The sequence below is a fragment of the Acidovorax sp. genome (genome assembly GCF_046294525.1).
In the GTDB taxonomy this organism is placed as follows: domain Bacteria; phylum Pseudomonadota; class Gammaproteobacteria; order Burkholderiales; family Burkholderiaceae_C; genus Acidovorax.
In genome coordinates, this window is record NZ_JBKBKQ010000003.1 from 1 (window position 1) to 17,071 (window position 17,071).

Below are 17,071 nucleotides of genomic sequence, written 5' to 3' on the forward strand. Positions count from 1 at the left end.
CGGGCAATTGCCCGCGCACAGCGCCTGCTGGGGGCGATCAATTCTCGAAAGCAAGGGCTGTCTTAGTTCGGGCATCACTACGGCACTGCCAGAACCGATTCGTGAAGAGCTTCCCTAGAGGTCATTTTTATTCATATTCTCTCTGTGGATCACCGATTTGCCGGTCTTGCGCTGGCGCGTGGTGTCTGTGCGGCCGCGCGCCTTTAAGGGGGTGGCACGCACTCGGAGACTGAGACTGGCCCCTTCTCATCACGGTTTTCGAGAGTGCGTACGCCAGCCTGGAGCACAGAAGCTTGCAAGCTGCGATCATCCCCACCCTGCATTCGCTTCTTTCCTCCATGACCCAGGCCACACCGCTCCGTCCCAGCGCTTCCAGTCCACTCGATTCGTTCGTCCCTCTGCTGTTTGTGGCGCTCTGGAGCACCGGCTTTATCGGCGCCAAGCTGGGGCTGCCGTATGTGGAGCCACTGACCTTTCTGGCGCTGCGGTTTGCCATCGTCATCGTGCTCATGCTCGCGGTGGTCGCCGTGGCGCGTGCGCCGTGGCCGCCAACGGGACGGGCCTGGCTGCACATTGGGGTGTCGGGCCTGCTGGTGCATGGCGTGTACCTGGGCGGGGTGTTCATGGCCATCGGGCACGGGCTGCCGTCAGGCATCACCGCGCTGGTGGTGGGGTTGCAGCCACTGCTGACAGCCCTGGTGGCCGGGGCTTTGCTGGGCGAGAAGGTGCGGCCGGCCCAGTGGGCGGGCCTGGCCCTGGGCTTTACCGGCGTGGCGCTGGTGGTGGCCGGCAAGGTGGCCACCGTGCCAGCCAATGCACTGATGGGCATGCTGCTGCCCGCTGTGGTCGCGCTCCTGGGCATCACGGCCGGCACGCTGTACCAGAAACGGTTCTGCCCCTCGTTCGACTTGCGCACGGGCTCCGTCATTCAGTACCTGCCCTGTGCAGTGGCCATGGCCGCCGTCGCCTACGCCACCGAATCCATGGCCATATCGTGGACGGGAGAGTTTGTGTTTGCGCTGGGCTGGCTGGTGCTGGTGCTCTCGCTGGGGGCGGTGAGCCTGCTGAACCTGCTCATTCGCCGGGGCGGCGCAGTGAACGTGGCCAGCCTGTTCTACCTGACCCCGCCCACCACTGCGCTGATTGCCTGGGCCATGTTTGGCGAGACGCTCAGCGGCTGGGCGCTGGTGGGGCTGGCGTTGGCAGTGGCGGGGGTGTGGCTGGCGCGGCAGACGAGGTAGGGCCTCAATAGGCCCTGCAGATCACAGCTTGCGCAGTCGCTCCAGCGCGGCGCGCAGCGTTTCGTCCTTCTTGGCAAAGCAGAACCGCACCACGCGCTGGTCAAACCCGTCGCCATAGAACGCTGACAGCGGAATCGCCGCCACGCCCACTTCGCGGGTGAGCCACTGGCAGAAATCGGCCTCGTTCAAATCGCTGATGGCCGAAATGTCCACGCACTGGAAGTAGCTGCCTGTGCTGGGCAGCAGCTTGAAGCGCGAGCCTGCCAAGCCCTCGCGAAACAGGTCGCGTTTGGCCTGGTAGAACGCGGGCAACTGCAGGTAGGGCGTGGGGTCCTGCAAATAGGCGGCCAGGCCATGCTGCATGGGCGTGTTCACAGTAAACACGTTGAACTGGTGCACCTTGCGGAACTCGGCCGTCAGCGCTGCGGGGGCGGCCACGGTGCCGACCTTCCAGCCCGTGACGTGGAAGGTTTTGCCAAAGCTCGACACGATGAAGGCGCGGGCGGCCAGGCCTGCAAAGCGCGCGGCGCTCTGGTGGTCGGCGCCGTCGAACACCATATGCTCGTACACCTCGTCGCTGATCAGCAGGATGTCGGTGGGCGCGAGCAGGTCTTCGAGCTGGCGCATTTCCTCGGCCGTCCAGATGGTGGCGCTGGGGTTGTGCGGGCTATTGATGAGGATGGCGCGGGTGCGCGGCGTGATGGCGGCGCTGATCTTGGCGAAGTCGGGGCGGAAGGTGCCTGGCGTGAGCGGCACGCGCACGGCCTTGCCGCCAGCCAGCTCGATGTTGGGCACATAGCTGTCGTAGCAGGGGTCGAGCACGATCACCTCATCACCCGGGTGCACGATGGCGAGTATGGCGGTGATGATGGCCTGCGTGGCGCCCGCAGTGATGGTGATTTCGGTGTTGGGGTTGTAGGCGCGGCCGTGCAGCGCCTCGATCTTGCGAGCCACGGCCTCGCGCAGCGCAGGGATGCCAGGCATGGGCGGGTACTGGTTGTGCCCGGCCTGCATGGCAGCGGTGACGGCGTTCACCAGCTCAGGGGCGCATTCAAAGTCTGGAAAGCCCTGGCCCAGGTTGACGGCCTTGTGTTCGGTGGCCAGGGCCGACATCACCGTGAAGATGGTGGTGCCGACGTGGGGCAGCTTGCTGGGGAAGGCTGGGGTGCGGGCGGCAGCGTTAGCTTGGGTCATGGCGCAACAACGTAAAAATCAAAGGTGTTTTGAAGACAGGCGAACTACGGCGAAGTCACAGCTCATAGTCGTTGACGTGCCCCGTCATCGCACGTGCGATAAGGTCACGGCTCAGCCGGTCGCTGAGCAGTTCGGCAAATTTATAGACAAAGTTGCGCAAGTAGGCGCTGCGTTTGAAGGCAACGCGTGCCACGCTCTGCCCGAAAAGGTGGCCCACAGGGCGCACGGCCAGGTCGCCCACCGGGTCGTCGCGCATGGCCATCTCAGCCACGATGCCGATGCCCAGGCCCAGGCGCACGTAGGTCTTGATCACGTCCGAGTCGATGGCTTCGAGCACGATGCGCGGCTGAAGCTTGCGGGCGGCAAAGGCCTGGTCGATCTTGCCCCGGCCGGTGAACGAGGGGTGGTAGGTAATCAGCGCCTCATGCGCCAGGTCGTCCAGGCCGATGCGTTCCTTCTGCGCCAGCGGGTGGTCGTTGGGCACGACCAGCACGTGCTGCCATTCGTAGCAGGGCAGGGTGACGAGTTCAGGGTAGTCGGCCAGCGATTCGGTGGCCATGCCGATCTCGGCCACCTCGTCGATGATCATGCGCGCCACTTCGTGGGGCGTGGCCTGGTGCAGACTCACGTTGACCTTGGGGTAGGCCTCGCGCAGCCGTGCCACGGGAACCGGCAGCACATAGCGCGCCTGGGTGTGGGTGGTGGCGATGCTGAGGGTGCCGCTGTCCTGCGCACTGAACTGCTCGCCAATGCGCTTCAAATTGCCGACCTCGCGCATGATGACTTCAATGCTCTTAAGCACATGCTGGCCGGGCTCGGTGATGCGCTTGAGGCGCTTGCCGTGGCGGGCAAAGATGTCCACGCCCAGTTCTTCTTCCAGCTCGATGATGGCTTTGGACACGCCCGGCTGCGAGGTGTGCAGGGCCTTGGCGGCTTCGGTCAGGTTGAGGTTGCGGCGCGCCGCCTCTTGAACGAAGCGGAATTGGTGCAGGTTCATATCTGATATCGCCTAAAGATTTGCATCATTATGCTGCAATCGTCTAAGCGCTACCGGGCGCAGCTGCAGAATTTTCAGTCCAGCGGGACCTCACAGGCGATGTCGGCCATCAGAGCGGTCATGCGCGGGTCCTCGCCAATGGCGGCCTGGACGTGGAGCTGCACGCCGGGATGGGCAGCATGCAGTTCTTGCATCAGAACGGGCAGGTCTTCGCGCGCATGTTTGCCGGTGCCCAGGAACATGGGCACCACGGTGATGTGGGTAGCGCCCTGGGTGACGAGCCGCTGGGTGGCCTCTGCCAGGCTGGGGGCACACAGCTCCAGGTAGGCGCAGGCCACGGGGCGTGAGGGGTGCTGCGTTGCGATGCGCACGGCCACGGCTTCAATGGGCGCGCGCCACAGCGGGTCGCGGGAGCCGTGCGAGAACAGGACGATGGCTTTTTGCATGGATCGTGAAATGGCGTGCTGGCGCAGTCAGCGCCGCAGCACCAGCCAGCCGAAGGCGGCCAGGGATAGCACGGAATAGATCAGCCCAGGCGCGGCGGCCGTGAGCATGGGCGACCAGTTCTGCAGGTTGCCTGCGTAGCCAAACACGTTGTTCAGCAGGAAGAAGCTGATACCCGCCATGACCCCGCCAAACACATAGCCCGCAATGCCACCCGAGCGGAAATGCAGATAGGCAAAGGGTAGGGCCAGCACCACCATCACCAGGCAGGAGAGGGGGTAGAACACCTTGCGCCAGAACTCGATCTCGTAGCGCTGGGCGGACTGGCCATTCGCGTCGAGGTGGCGGATATATTGGAACAGGTCGATGGTGGCCATGCGGTCTGGCTTGAGCAGCGAGGCGGCCACCATGTCCGCACTGATGCGGGTGGGCCACTGCAGCGTTGGGGCGTCCAGATGCTGGACATGCGCCTCGTCGGTGCTGCGTTGCTGGAAGCGGCTGCGCTGCACGCCTTGCAGTTCCCACGCGCCATCCGCGCCAAACTCGCCTGATTCCGCGCGCGTCTGCGATGCGAGCCGGCCCTGGGCGTCAAACTCGAAGATCCGCACATCCAGCATGCCGCCGTCAGGCGTCAGGGCCCGCACGTTGACGGCATAGGATCTGTCGTCCTGCCGCTCCTTCAGCCAGGCGCCGGTGGCTCCAGTGGTCAGCTTGCCCAGATAGCGCACCTTCACCAGTTGCGCCGCCCGGTCGGTGAGGGGGGCCACATAGTCGCCCACGGCAAATGTCAGCAGTACAAACATCCCGCCCAGCGTGAGCAGCGTGCGCAGGGCCCGCCAGGGGCCCATGCCGCTGGTGCGCATGATCGTGAACTCGGAGCTTTGCGCCAGCCGCGCCATCACAAAGATGGTCCCAATCAGCACGGTGATGGGCAGCAGTTCGTACAGGTGGCTGGGAATGCTGAGCACCACATATAGGAAGGCGTGCGACAGCTGGTAGCCCTGGTCGCCAGTGCGTCCCACCCAGCGGAGTTCGTCCACCAGGTCAAAGAAGAAGAACAGCGCCAGAAAGCCTGCGGTGACAAAAGTCACGGCAAACAGGGCTTCACGGTGGATGAGGCGACGCAGGGTTTTCATGCCACGCCCTCCGTTGGGCGCGCAGCCCTGCGGCGCCATAGGCGTGCAATGGTCCACTGGTTGTGCCGAGCTGCCAGCACCAGCAGGGACATCAGCAACATGCCTCCGTGCAGCAGCACCATGAACGACCCCAGGCCCAGACGCCCGGCACCCACCCAGCTTTGACCCAGGGTCATCAGGTTGTAGTAGACGATGAACCCGAAAAGCGCGAAGACCAGGCCGGTGCTGCGCGCGGCGCGCGGGTTGACGCTGGCCACCGCCAGGCCCAGCACCACAAAATTGATGGCTGCCAATGCCAGGCCGAGTCGCCAGCCCAGCTCGGCGCGGTAGGCGGGCAGCGGTTGCATCAGCAACTCGTGCGTAGCGCGGGTTTTCACGGCCATTTCTTCGGCAGACCCCGACGGCGCCGAGCCGATGCGGGTGCCGTATTCAACAAATTCGCTGATCTTGACACCGGGTTTGTCGCGCGAGGTTTCCAGCCGCTGGCCGTCGCTGAGCAGGGCCATGCGTTCACCGTTGCGGGTTTCCAGCCGGGCGCTGCGCGCAGAGGTCACGGATTCGCGCACGCCATCGGTCGCTGCAATGAAAATATTGTTGCCGGCCTGTGTAGCGGGCGCGTCCTTGTCGATAAAGAACACGCGGCTGCCGTTGGATGATTCCTGAAATTCGCCGGGCGCGATCCGGTCGATGTCGCTGCGCTGCTCATACTGGGTTCGAAGCTGCTGGATTTGCGAATTGGCCCACGGCCACACCAGCAGAGACAGCACGGCGATGACCACCATCACAGGCCAGGCAAACCGCAACAGCGGCTTGAGCAGGCTGATGAGCCCACGCCCGCTGGCAAACCAGATGACCATTTCACTGTCGCGGTACATGCGCGACAGCGTGCCCACCACGGCGATGAAGAGGCTTAGGCTAAGAATAGTGGGCAATTGTCCCAGCACCGTGAAGCCCATCACAAGCATCACGTCGGATGGGCTGACGCTCCCCTTGGAGGCCTGTCCGAGGGTGCGGATGAGCATCATGGTCATGACCACGGTCACCAGCACCACCAGCGTCGCGCCGAAGCTGCGCGCCAGCTCCTTGCGAATGGATGAATCGAATAACATTGGCTCAAAGCAGGCCAAGTGCCTGCAACGCATTTTTGTGGGCCTGCGAAAGTGCACAACAAGCCCAAAAGGAAAACACCGATTATGAACTTTGATCTCAAGACCCTTGACCTGACTGCGGCGGCTTTCGAGAAATGCGATCTCCTGGTCGTGCTGATTCCGGAAGGTTTCAAGCCAGGGCGGGACGCGCTGTCGTCCCTCGCGGCACTGGCCCTCAAGAGCGGAGATCTTTCCACCAAGGCTGGCAAGCATTTGCAGCTGTACCAGGCGCCCGCAGTGGCGGCCCGCCGAGTGGTGCTGCTGGGGCAGGGCGATGGATCGGCCCGCGCCACGCGGCAGGCGCTGCAGTCAGCGGGCGCGGCACTGAAGGCGCCTCAGACCAAGCGCGTGGTGCTGTGTTTTGGTGGCAAGGCGCAGCCAGGGGCCGTGAGCGCCGCGGTTCAGGCGGTGGCCGATGTGAGCTACGTCTACACCACGACCAAGCCCAAGGCGGATGCGCGCAGCCTGACCCGCTGCGTGCTTGGCGTGCCCCAAGCAACCGATGTCCGCGAAGAATTTGACAGCGGAGTGGCCCTGGTCGCGGGCATCGAGTTTGCCCGTGAATGGGGCAATCGCCCCGCCAACCACTCCACGCCCTCCCTGGTGGCTGACGCAGCCAAGTCACTGGCCAAGCTGCCGCGCATCCAGTGCAAGGTGATGGGCCCTGCCGAAGTCGGCCGGTTGAAGATGGGCGCCTTCATGGCCGTGGCGCGCGGGTCGGAAGAACCCCTGCGCTTCATCGAGCTGCGCTACAACGGCGCCGCCAAGGACAAGGCCCCTGTGGTGCTGGTGGGCAAGGGCATCACGTTTGATACGGGGGGGATTTCCATCAAGCCGGCGCCCGAGATGGATGAAATGAAGTTCGACATGTGCGGCGCCGCGAGTGTGCTGGGCGTGTTCCGCGCGCTGGGCGAACTGCAGCCCTCCATCAATGTGGTGGGGCTGATCCCCGCGTGCGAGAACATGCCGGACGGCCGTGCCGTGAAGCCCGGCGACGTTGTAACCAGCATGAGCGGTCAGACCATTGAAATCCTCAACACTGATGCCGAAGGGCGCCTGGTGCTGTGCGATGCCCTTACGTATGCCGCGCGCTTCAAGCCGGCGGCCGTGGTCGACATTGCCACCCTCACGGGTGCCTGCGTGATCGCCCTCGGCGGCGTGCGCAGCGGCTTGTTTGCCAACAACGAGGCCTTGGCATCGGCGCTGCAAACAGCGGGCGATGCGGCGCAAGACCTGTGCTGGCGCATGCCTCTGGACGACGACTACGCCGACGGCCTCAAGAGCAATTTTGCCGACATGGGCAACGTGGCGGGCCGCGCGGGCGGCTCGATCACGGCGGCGAAGTTTCTGCAGAAGTTTGTGGGCGACATGCCCTGGGCGCATTTGGACATCGCTGGGACGGCCTGGAAAGGGGGCGCAGCGAAAGGCTCCACCGGGCGGCCCGTTGGCTTGTTGGTTCAGTATCTGGTCGGGCAGGCCAAGGTTGGCGTCCCGCAGCCTGCAGGGGGCAAGAAGGCTGCCGGCCCACGCGTCGCGCGGGCCCGGGCTGGCGCCTGACTCGGGTCCAGCGGACAAGCCATGACCGAGGTTGCCTTTCACTTCAACGCGCCAGACAAGCTGGCCTATGCGTGCCGGTTTGCGCGCAAGGTGCACAAGAGCGGCGCCCGGCTTGTTATTGCTGCGCCCGCCGATCTGCTGGTCGAGCTGGACCGCATGCTGTGGTTGATGGCACCCCAGGATTTTGTGGCGCACTGCCGTGCTGATGCGGACGAAGAGCTGGTGGAGGCATCGCCGGTGGTGCTGGCAACCACTGCGCAGCGTCCACCGCACCAGGAAGTACTGCTCAATCTGCACGGCGAAGTGCCCGAGGGTTTTGGCCAGTTTGAGCGCCTTGTGGAAGTGGTGAGCGCGCACGATGAATCAGACCGCAGCGCCGCTCGCCTGCGCTGGAAGCACTATGCCTCCCGTGGCTACACCATCACGCGCCACGATCTGGTGCTCAAGTCCCACTGAAGGCTCCAAGATGGCGACCCCACCACCCCGCACCCCACCGCGTTTTGTGCCCACCCTCACCGAAGTGGTGCAAACGACCGGCATCCCGCCGGTGCCAGCTCCCACGGCTGGCTCGGCGCCGCTGCGCACCACGGTGATGACGCCGTCCACGGCGGCTCGGGTAGCGGCTGCATCCATATCGCCTCCCGCATCGACATTTGCGCATTCCGCACCGTCCCCTTCGCCTGGGGCGCCTGCGCGGGCGATGGCAGGAGCGTTCACCACGGCGACCCGGTCCGCACCTGAGGCTCCAACCGCTGCCCATTCGCCCGCGGCTGCGCGGCCTGCGCCGGCGGTGCAGCCATCATCCCTGCGGGTTCCGGCACCTGTTCCACACGCGTTAGCAGGTGAACGGGCAAGGGTCGATGCAGGTTCAGCAGCGACGCCCGTGACGTCCGTCGTACCGCGGCGTGCTGCGCCGACGCCAGCCGCCGTGACTCGGGCGGACGTCCCGTCAATGCCTTTGCCGACCGGGACTGCAATCACCCCGCCCACGGGCACGCCGTCGCATACGGGGATCCCCACGGCTTCTGGCGTGCGCCCGCCAAGGCCCATGCCAGAGGGGATGGAGGAATACATGGTGCACCGGGTGATGCAGCGCGTGGATGTGGTGCTGGACAAGCGCCTACGCGAAGCCATCGCCACTGTGGTGCAGGAACAGACCCGTTCGGTGCTGCCGCGCCTGCGCGAAGAGGTCGAATCGGTGGTGCGCCAAGCGGTGTACGAAGCCGTTGCCGATGAGCTGGCGAGCGGCGAACGCGCGCCCACCAAGGGATGACAGGGTATTCCCCTGTGGTTTCGCCCGCATTTAATCGTGTTCCCTAATGATCTGGCCCGTAAATTGCGATATGTTCGCCTGCGTTGAGACACAAGAACCATTCTCAGCGTTTATCTTTACTGGAGATTGATATGCAATTGAAGTTGAAACTGACCGTGGTTGCCGCTATCGCGGCTGTTGCCGGCGTGGCCTCTGCACAAGAGCAGGTGGTCAAGATCGGCCACGTGGCTCCGGTTTCCGGCGCCCAAGCCCACTACGGCAAGGACAACGAAAATGGCGCCCGCATGGCCATTGAAGAGCTGAACGCTCAAGGCGTCACCATCGGTGGCAAGAAGATCAAGTTCGAGCTGGTCGCCGAAGACGACGCCGCTGATCCAAAGCAGGGCACTGCGGCTGCACAAAAGCTGTGCGACGCCAAGGTTGCAGGCGTGGTCGGCCACCTCAACTCCGGTACTACCATCCCCGCTTCCAAGGTCTACAACGACTGCGGCATCCCCCACGTCACGGGCGCGGCCACCAACCCCAACCTGACGAAGCCTGGCTACAAGACCACTTTCCGCATCATTGCCAACGACAACGCCCTGGGCGCTGGGCTGGCGTTCTACGCCGTGGACACGCTGAAGCTCAAGACCGTGGCCATCATTGACGACCGTACCGCTTACGGCCAAGGCGTGGCAGACGTGTTTAAGAAGACCGCTATTGCCAAGGGCATGAAGGTGGTGGACGAGCAGTTCACGACCGACAAGGCCACCGACTTCATGGCCATCCTGACCGCCATCAAGGCCAAGAATCCTGATGCCGTGTTCTACGGCGGCATGGACCCCCAAGCGGGCCCCATGCTGCGCCAAATGGAACAGCTGGGCATGGGCAACGTGAAGTACTTCGGTGGTGACGGCGTCTGCACGTCCGAAATCGCCAAGCTGGCCGCCGGCGCCAAGACCCTGGCCAACGTGATCTGCGCCGAAGGCGGCTCTTCGCTGGCCAAGATGCCTGGCGGCACGGCCTGGAAGGCCAAGTACGACGCTAAGTACCCCGGCCAGTTCCAGGTGTACAGCCCCTACACCTATGACGCCACGTTCCTGATCGTGGACGCCATGAAGCGTGCCAATTCCGTGGACCCCAAGGTCTACACGCCTGAGCTGGCCAAATCCAACTTCAAGGGCGTGACTTCCACGATCGCTTTTGAACCCAATGGCGAAATGAAGAACCCCGCTATCACGCTGTACGTCTACAAGGACGGCAAGAAGACTCCTCTGTAATTTGCACAGGTCTTGCTCGGCGGAGCGCTTTGTTGGCGCTCCGTCATTCCAAAACAAAGGGCTTCCTTCGGGAAGCCTTTTGTTTTTGGTTTGGCTGAATCAGGTTTTGGTTTGGTTTCTGTTCGCGCAGTGGCCCTGCCACAGAGGCCTTTGAAAACACACCCTTATCGCCGCACCTGCAGGGAACCCGGGTTCACGATGTTCGTTGGCGTACCCTTGATGAAGTTGATGACGTTGTCGAACGCCGCACCAAAATACAACTCGTAGCTGTCCTGCTCCACGTAGCCAATGTGTGGTGTGCAGATGCAGTTTTCCAGGCGCAACAGGGCGTGGCCTTGCAGGATGGGTTCGCTTTCGAAAACATCCACCGCCGCCATGCCGGGACGGCCGCGGTTGAGGGCGGCGATCAGGGCGTCGGGTTCGATGAGCTCGGCGCGGGAGGTGTTGACCAGCAATGAAGTGGGCTTCATACACGAGAGGTCTTCAAGCGAAATGATGCCCCGTGTCTCGTCGTTAAGCCGCAGGTGCAGCGAGATCACGTCGCACTGCGAGAAAAACTCTTCGCGCGTGGTCGCCGCCTGGTAGCCGTCCGTAAGTGCCTGTGCGCGGGACGCTTCGCGTCCCCACACCCGCACATTCATGCCAAAGGCCCGGCCATAGCCGGCCACCAGCTGGCCGATGCGGCCGTAACCCCAGATGCCCAGTGTCTTGCCGCGCAGCACGGTGCCGATGCCAAAGTTGGGCGGCATGGAAGCTGTCTTGAGACCCGACTGCTGCCAGGCACCGTGCTTGAGGTTGGAGATGTACTGGGGCAGCCGGCGCGTGGCTGCCATCACCAGCGCCCAGGTCAGCTCCGCAGGCGCTACGGGGGAGCCCACGCCCTCGGCCACCGCAATGCCACGCTCCGTGCAGGCTGCCACGTCGATGTGGCCGCCTACCTTGCCGGTTTGTGCGATGAGCTTGAGCCGGGGGAGTTTTTCTACCAGCTGGCGGGTGATCTGGGTGCGTTCGCGGACCAGCACGATGATGTCTGCGTCCTTGAGTCTGACGGAAAGCTGGCCCAGGCCCTTGACGGTGTTGGTGTAGACCTTTGCGGTGTACGCGTCGAGCCGGGAGGCGCAATGCAGCTTGCGGACCGCGTCCTGGTAATCGTCGAGGATCACAATGTTCATACCGCCATTGTGCCTTGGCACACGGTGCCACCGCGCCCGCGACGCCTTTGCATGGCCTGTCATCCGCGGGCTTTTTGGTGACCGAGTGTTGTTGATTGGCAAGCTGCGATGTCGTCCACACGGTGTCCCGGCACGGATCGGGAAGGCAACCCGACGCAAGCTGCACTCACCTAACGCGCTTGGAGGGCTTCCAGCGCGGCAAGGCGTTCCAGCTCTGCGCACACATCGGCCATGCGTCCCGTAATGACCAGCTTGCCCGTGCTTTTGTCCGTCATTCGGCGCAGCACTCTTGGCGCGTTGCGGGCGCACGGGTCTGCGGCAAGCGCGGCCAGGAAAGTATCACGGCTGCCCCGCGAGCTGGTGGCGGGGAGAAACGACCGGTTCGCGGAGCTGCTGTAGGGATGCTGGGGGCGGTCAGCAGGCTGTGCAGGGGCTGGTGCCGGTCGAACATTGAAGGGCCAGCTCCCGCGAAGCGGCCGCACTGACGTCGGCACGGGCGAGCGATTTTCGCGCTCAGGCGCTGTCGCATGGGGCCGCAGGCCGCTGGGCAGGGTGTTTTGAGGACCAGGATGAGCGGAGGCCGGATGAGGCCGCGTATCAGATTCGGCTTCCAGTCGCAGCTCCTGCTGAAGCCAGCGGCTCAGCGCGCGCAGGGGGGAGGGCAGGAGAGTGAGGGTGGACAAAGCAATTCCCATGTGAAAACTCCGAAGGTCGGGGGTTGGACATAGGCAGGATTGCAGGACGAAGCCACGCCGCAGGGCTGGAGCAAGCAGGCACCGCGTGCCGCATGCTCCAAACGCCCGCCACCTGCGGTGCAGCCGAACGGATGTAAAAGTTATTCAGTGCGCTGGCGCCACCTGCATTGCGGGCGGCTCCGGCCACTGCGGGACTACATCAGCATGGTGTTGCGGATGAGCCCGACGGCCAGGCCTTCGATTTCGAAAGGCTCCCCAGGCTGGACGACGATGATGGGGTAGTCGGGATTCTCGGGCAGCAGTTCAATGGCGGTAGCCGTGCGGCGCAGGCGCTTGACGGTGACGTCGTCTCCGAGCCGTGCGACGATGATCTGGCCGTTGCGTGCGTCGCGTGTGGACTGCACGGCGAGCAGGTCGCCGTCCATGATGCCGGCGTCGCGCATGGACATGCCGCGCACTTTGAGCAGGTAGTCTGGGCGGTGCTGGAAAAGGCTGTTTTCCACGCTGTAGGTTTGATCGACATGTTCCTGCGCGAGAATCGGCGAGCCGGCCGCCACTCGCCCCACAAGCGGCAGAACCAACTGAGACAGGCCGGGAATGGGCAGGCTGAACTGGCTGCCGCGTGCCGCGTTGATGGACCGTACCGTATCACCCCGCAGGCGGATGCCACGAGACGTGCCGCTGACCAGGTCAATCACGCCTTTGCGGGCCAGCGCCTGCAGGTGTTCCTCGGCAGCGTTGGCTGACTTGAACCCCAGTTCAGCCGCGATTTCAGCCCGGGTCGGCGGCGCTCCGGTGCGTGCAATGGCGGTCTGGATCAGGTCCAGGATTTGTTGCTGGCGGGCGGTGAGCTTGGGGTTGTCGAGCATGGTGGTTTCCTGCGAGGGCATCTACAGTGGCTAACAACTGTTTTTTAATCCAGTAGCTGTATTTTTCACCAGTTTTTCGGAGTGCGCAAGTGAGTGGGCAAAAAATTGTGGTTTTGGGTACAGGCGGCACGATCGCCGGCACCTCCGCCAGGGCAGGAGACAACATTGGGTACACGGCCGCGCAGGTCGGGGTGGAGCATTTGCTGCAGGCCGTGCCTGCGCTGCAGGCATTGACGGACTGCCATTTGCACACCGAGCAGGTGGCCCAGATCGACAGCAAGGACATGGATGCTCCCGTGTGGCGCGCCTTGGCGCTTCGCTGCGCCCACCATTTGCAGGAAACGGATGTGCGCGCCATCGTCATCACCCACGGCACCGACACGCTGGAAGAAACCGCGTGGTTTCTGGACCAAGTGCTTGCGGCTGACAAGCCGGTGGTGCTGACCTGTGCCATGCGCCCCGCAACGGCCCTGACCCCCGACGGCCCCCAGAACCTGCTGGACGCGGTGGCGGTGGCCTTGACGCCGGGGGCCGGTGGGGTGGTGGCCGTTGCCGCGGGGGAAGTCCACGGTGCGCGATGGGTACAGAAGGTGCACCCGTACCGCGTGAATGCGTTTTCGTCGGGGGACATAGGCCCGCTGGGTTTTGTGGAGGAGGGCAGAGTACGCCTGACACGGGCTTGGCCTAAAAATCAGCCCTCAGCGCTTTCTGGTAAAGCGCTGGCAGCTATCGAAAATATAGTGGATGCAGCGCAGTGGCCGCGCGTGGAGATCTTGATGAGCCACGCCGGTGCCAGCGGTGCGGTGGTGAATGCGCTGGTGCGCGATGGTGTGCAGGGCCTAGTCGTCGCCTGCACCGGCAACGGCACGATCCACCAAGCCCTCGAAACCCCACTGGTACGCGCGCAGGCGTCCGGCGTGCGTGTGGTGCGGTCCACGCGCTGCCCCGAGGGGCAGGTGCTGCCCAAGCCTGGCGACGTGCTGCCCGATTCATTCGGGCTCTCGCCGGTGAAGGCGCGAATCACGCTGATGCTGGACCTGCTCGGACAGGGTGCCGACTGAGGATTTGAGACGAAGGATACGCAGCGATGTTCTTTGCCACACTCCGCACGCATGCATGGGCCTACCCCGCGCTGGAGGTGGTGCATATCGTGGGCATTGCGCTACTGCTGGGCAACTTGGTGCTGCTGGAACTGCGCGTCTGGGGTCGGGGCGCAGCGCTGCCCGTCAAGGACCTGGCGCGGCTCAGCCTGACGCTGGCGTTGTGCGGGTTCTGCGTGGTGGCTCTATCGGGCCTGCTGATGTTTGCCACGCAGCCGGCAGAACTGCTCAGCAACCGCGCTTTCACCTTGAAGATGCTGTTGTTAATGCTTGCGGCCTGCAACGCGGCGTGGTTCCATGGACGGGGTTCGCTGGTGCGCCTGGACGGCATGGCCCGGGCGCTCATGTTGACGTCTACGCTGATCTGGTTTGCCGTGGTGGTATGTGGCCGATGGATTGCGTATGCGTGAGCCATGCAAACCCCGTGCGCCCTTGCCGCGCAACCCCATCGCCTGGAAGTAATGAAAGGAACGAATCCATGAGCCTGCAACGCCGCCATCTGCTGTTGGCCGCCACCGCTGTGCCGCTGGGGGCGCATGCCCACCACGGCTGGAGCAGTTTTGACGCAGACCGCCCCATCTATCTGGAAGGCATTGCCCGCAAAGTGCGCTGGCAGAACCCCCATGCCGAGCTGGAACTGGAGATCCCCGCAGACTTGAAGCTGCCGCCCGACTTGGCCCAACGTGCGCTGCCGGCGCAGGCGTCGCCGGTGGATGGCAAAGCGCTGCTGGCCAAGGCCGTGCTGCCGACGCGCAAGGACCGTCGCTGGGAGGTAGAGCTGGCGCCGCTCACCCGCATGCAGGCATGGCAGGTGCAGGAGATCAAGCCGGGCACCGCGTTATCGGTGCTGGGCTTTACCTTGCGCGAGGAAAAAGGCGACGCCGTGCTGCGCGCGGAATACCTGTTTGTGGATGGCAAGGCTTACGGCCTGCGATCCAGCCCGGCGTGAGAGGCGCCATCAAACGGGAACGGGGCAATAAAAAAGGCGATGCACCAGTGGCAGCATCGCCATGTGTACAGTGCCCGCCAACCAAGCCCGCCGACCAGAGCCACCAATTCACGGGCTTGCTTGGTGCGGTGGTGACTCCGCGCTGCTTCAGCTCGCCAACGCCTGCAGCGCGCGTGCGGTGATCTCGTCCACGCTGCCCGTGCCGCTGATGGCGCGATACTTGGGGGCGGCGTCTGGCTCGGCCTTGGCCCAGTTGCTGTAGTAGTCCACCAGTGGCCGCGTCTGGTCGCTGTAGACCTGCAGGCGCTTTTTCACGGTTTCTTCCTTGTCGTCCTCGCGCTGGATCAGGTCCTCGCCCGTCAGGTCGTCCTTGCCTTCCACCTTGGGGGGGTTGAACTTGACGTGGTACGTGCGGCCGCTGGCGGGGTGCGAACGGCGGCCGCTCATGCGCTCGATGATGGCGTCGAACGGCACATCGATCTCCAGCACATAGTCCAGCTTGACGCCGGCCGCCTTCATGGCGTCGGCCTGGGGAATGGTGCGAGGGAAACCGTCAAACAGGAAGCCGTTGGCGCAATCTGGCTGGGTGATGCGTTCCTTCACGAGGCCGATGATGATGTCGTCGCTGACCAGGGCGCCTGAATCCATCACGGCCTTGGCCTGCAGACCCAGAGGCGTGCCGGCCTTCACGGCTGCGCGCAACATGTCGCCGGTGGAGATCTGGGGGATGCCGTACTTCTGGCAGATGAAGGTGGCTTGCGTGCCCTTTCCGGCACCGGGCGCGCCCAACAGAATCAGTCTCATGGAAGTCCTCGAAGGTTAGAAATCAGGTGGCGCCGCTGGCGGGGGCGGGCCCCGAGGGCGCGTTGGGCGACCCAGGGCGCCCGGGATGCGGTGCTCTCGTTGCGGGCGAGGATAGCATGCGACCACCTTGCGCTGACTTACACCGGCCGGCAGCGGCGGCGCGGTCCGACGCGTGTAATGAATGCTTATCCAGCGATGAGGCTGCGCACGCGCTCCAGGTCTTCCGGCGTATCCACGCCGGGGCCGGGGGGCGTACGGGCCAGGTGCACGGCGATGGGGTGGCCGTGCCACAGCGCCCGCAGCTGCTCCAGGGCTTCCAGCGCTTCTGTCGGTGCCGGAGCCAGCGACGGAAACTGCCGCAAGAAGCCTGCGCGATAACTGTAGATGCCCACGTGGCGCAATGGCGCAAAGCCTGCCAGGGTGGGCACAGCGGGTACGGCCGCGGCCGCGGCGCCGTCCCACCAGGCCACGCCCGGCAGGTCGCGCGCCCAAGGAATGGGCGCGCGGCTGAAGTAGTGGGCCAGGCCCCTCCCGTCCAGTACCACCTTCACCACGTTGGGATTGGTGAAGTCCGCCAGCGAAGCGATGGCGTGCGCGGCCGTGCCCATGCGCGCCTCGGGCCGGGCAGGCAGCAATGCGGCTACGGCGTTGATGAGTTCGGGGTCGATCAGCGGCTCATCACCCTGCACATTCACCACGATGTCATCGCCGTCCAAGCCCAGGTCGGTGCACGCCTGTGCAAGGCGGTCGCTGCCGCTTGCGTGGTCGGCACGCGTCAGCACTGCTTCGACGCCGTGGTCAGCACAGGCCCGCAGGATACGGTCGTCGTCGGCCGCCACCACCACGCGGGCGGCTGCGCTCAGGGCCGCACGGCGCGCAACGCGCACCACCATGGGCTGGCCCGCGATGTCTGCCAGCGGCTTGTTGGGCAGCCGGCTGGACGCGAGGCGGGCCGGGATCAACACGGTGAAGCGGGGCAACTCTGCGGGCTGCCCCTCGCCAAGGCTCGACACTGCCGACACGCCGCTCACCGTTCCAGTTCCTCGTCGGTCAGCGTGCGGGCTTCGGTTTCCAGCAGCACCGGAATACCGTCGCGCACCGGGTAGGCCAACCGTGCGCTGCGGGACACCAGCTCCTGCGCATCGCGGTCATACGTCAGCGGGCCTTTGGTGACGGGGCAGACCAGCAGTTCAAGCAGTTTGGGGTCCATGGCGGGCGGGCTTTCCGGAAAAG

Annotated in this window: 18 protein-coding genes; 8 read left to right on the forward strand and 10 right to left on the reverse strand. The window is 64.5% G+C overall.

The genetic code is table 11. The features are described 5' to 3' along the window. The first annotated feature begins 338 nt into the window (after nucleotides 1-338). Nucleotides 339-1,241 (forward strand): DMT family transporter, encoded by a 903-nt coding sequence (locus tag ACK4HJ_RS04470; protein WP_409828675.1) that lies wholly within the window; start codon nucleotides 339-341, stop codon nucleotides 1,239-1,241. A gap of 21 nt (nucleotides 1,242-1,262) precedes the next feature. Here ACK4HJ_RS04470 and ACK4HJ_RS04475 read toward each other — a convergent pair whose 3' ends face one another. From ACK4HJ_RS04475 to lptF, 5 genes are all read right to left on the reverse strand, one after another. Beyond that, nucleotides 1,263-2,435: a pyridoxal phosphate-dependent aminotransferase gene (locus ACK4HJ_RS04475; RefSeq protein ID WP_409828095.1), complete on the reverse strand. Its 1,173-nt coding sequence runs from the start codon at nucleotides 2,433-2,435 to the stop codon at nucleotides 1,263-1,265. Between the two features lie 55 nt (nucleotides 2,436-2,490). Next, on the reverse strand, nucleotides 2,491-3,432 hold the full coding sequence (locus ACK4HJ_RS04480) for a CysB family HTH-type transcriptional regulator (RefSeq protein ID WP_409828097.1): 942 nt from the start codon (nucleotides 3,430-3,432) through the stop codon (nucleotides 2,491-2,493). 74 nt (nucleotides 3,433-3,506) lie between these two features. After that, on the reverse strand, nucleotides 3,507-3,878 hold the full coding sequence (locus ACK4HJ_RS04485; RefSeq protein ID WP_409828098.1) for a sirohydrochlorin chelatase: 372 nt from the start codon (nucleotides 3,876-3,878) through the stop codon (nucleotides 3,507-3,509). A 27-nt stretch (nucleotides 3,879-3,905) separates the two neighbouring features. Next, the gene (gene lptG, locus ACK4HJ_RS04490) at nucleotides 3,906-5,012 is read right to left on the reverse strand and encodes an LPS export ABC transporter permease LptG (protein ID WP_409828099.1); all 1,107 of its coding nucleotides are present in this window, start codon (nucleotides 5,010-5,012) and stop codon (nucleotides 3,906-3,908) included. After that, nucleotides 5,009-6,121, reverse strand: coding sequence for an LPS export ABC transporter permease LptF (gene lptF, locus ACK4HJ_RS04495; protein WP_409828101.1), 1,113 nt, complete (start codon nucleotides 6,119-6,121; stop codon nucleotides 5,009-5,011). The genes lptG and lptF overlap by 4 nt, the downstream gene beginning before the upstream one ends. Nucleotides 6,122-6,205: 84 nt before the next feature. On the opposite strand from lptF, the gene ACK4HJ_RS04500 reads away from it, so the two are divergent. The 4 genes from ACK4HJ_RS04500 (at nucleotide 6,206) to ACK4HJ_RS04515 (ending at nucleotide 10,249) form a co-directional block, all read left to right on the forward strand. After that, nucleotides 6,206-7,717, forward strand: coding sequence for a leucyl aminopeptidase (locus ACK4HJ_RS04500; RefSeq protein WP_409828103.1), 1,512 nt, complete (start codon nucleotides 6,206-6,208; stop codon nucleotides 7,715-7,717). A gap of 21 nt (nucleotides 7,718-7,738) precedes the next feature. Further along, complete coding sequence (locus ACK4HJ_RS04505) at nucleotides 7,739-8,173, forward strand: DNA polymerase III subunit chi (RefSeq protein ID WP_409828104.1); 435 nt, start codon at nucleotides 7,739-7,741, stop codon at nucleotides 8,171-8,173. Between the two features lie 592 nt (nucleotides 8,174-8,765). Beyond that, nucleotides 8,766-8,990 carry a hypothetical protein gene (locus ACK4HJ_RS04510; protein WP_409828106.1) on the forward strand — a complete coding sequence of 75 codons (225 nt, stop codon included), beginning with the start codon at nucleotides 8,766-8,768 and terminating at the stop codon, nucleotides 8,988-8,990. A gap of 131 nt (nucleotides 8,991-9,121) precedes the next feature. Continuing rightward, entirely contained in the window at nucleotides 9,122-10,249 is a 1,128-nt protein-coding gene (locus ACK4HJ_RS04515; protein WP_409828107.1) for a branched-chain amino acid ABC transporter substrate-binding protein, read from the forward strand. A 164-nt stretch (nucleotides 10,250-10,413) separates the two neighbouring features. On the opposite strand, the gene ACK4HJ_RS04520 is transcribed toward ACK4HJ_RS04515, so the two are convergent. Together ACK4HJ_RS04520 and lexA are read right to left on the reverse strand one after the other, a co-directional pair. Continuing rightward, nucleotides 10,414-11,421 (reverse strand): D-2-hydroxyacid dehydrogenase family protein, encoded by a 1,008-nt coding sequence (locus ACK4HJ_RS04520; RefSeq protein ID WP_409828108.1) that lies wholly within the window; start codon nucleotides 11,419-11,421, stop codon nucleotides 10,414-10,416. An 889-nt stretch (nucleotides 11,422-12,310) separates the two neighbouring features. Beyond that, nucleotides 12,311-12,985, reverse strand: coding sequence for a transcriptional repressor LexA (gene lexA / locus ACK4HJ_RS04525; protein WP_409828109.1), 675 nt, complete (start codon nucleotides 12,983-12,985; stop codon nucleotides 12,311-12,313). 89 nt (nucleotides 12,986-13,074) lie between these two features. Between lexA and ACK4HJ_RS04530 the strand changes: the two genes are divergently transcribed. From ACK4HJ_RS04530 to ACK4HJ_RS04540, 3 genes are all read left to right on the forward strand, one after another. Beyond that, the gene (locus tag ACK4HJ_RS04530; protein WP_409828111.1) at nucleotides 13,075-14,046 is read left to right on the forward strand and encodes an asparaginase; all 972 of its coding nucleotides are present in this window, start codon (nucleotides 13,075-13,077) and stop codon (nucleotides 14,044-14,046) included. Nucleotides 14,047-14,072: 26 nt separating this feature from the next. Next, complete coding sequence (locus ACK4HJ_RS04535) at nucleotides 14,073-14,495, forward strand: hypothetical protein (RefSeq protein ID WP_409828112.1); 423 nt, start codon at nucleotides 14,073-14,075, stop codon at nucleotides 14,493-14,495. Nucleotides 14,496-14,563: 68 nt separating this feature from the next. Continuing rightward, nucleotides 14,564-15,034, forward strand: a complete 471-nt coding sequence (locus tag ACK4HJ_RS04540) for a DUF6152 family protein (protein ID WP_409828113.1) — start codon at nucleotides 14,564-14,566, stop codon at nucleotides 15,032-15,034. 147 nt (nucleotides 15,035-15,181) lie between these two features. Here ACK4HJ_RS04540 and adk read toward each other — a convergent pair whose 3' ends face one another. From adk to ACK4HJ_RS04555, 3 genes are all read right to left on the reverse strand, one after another. Further along, nucleotides 15,182-15,838 carry an adenylate kinase gene (gene adk / locus ACK4HJ_RS04545; RefSeq protein WP_409828115.1) on the reverse strand — a complete coding sequence of 219 codons (657 nt, stop codon included), beginning with the start codon at nucleotides 15,836-15,838 and terminating at the stop codon, nucleotides 15,182-15,184. A gap of 185 nt (nucleotides 15,839-16,023) precedes the next feature. Then, the gene (gene kdsB / locus ACK4HJ_RS04550; RefSeq protein ID WP_409828117.1) at nucleotides 16,024-16,869 is read right to left on the reverse strand and encodes a 3-deoxy-manno-octulosonate cytidylyltransferase; all 846 of its coding nucleotides are present in this window, start codon (nucleotides 16,867-16,869) and stop codon (nucleotides 16,024-16,026) included. Next, the gene (locus ACK4HJ_RS04555; RefSeq protein ID WP_409828119.1) at nucleotides 16,866-17,048 is read right to left on the reverse strand and encodes a Trm112 family protein; all 183 of its coding nucleotides are present in this window, start codon (nucleotides 17,046-17,048) and stop codon (nucleotides 16,866-16,868) included. Before ACK4HJ_RS04555 ends, kdsB begins: the two co-directional genes overlap by 4 nt. Between the last annotated feature and the right edge of the window lie 23 nt (nucleotides 17,049-17,071).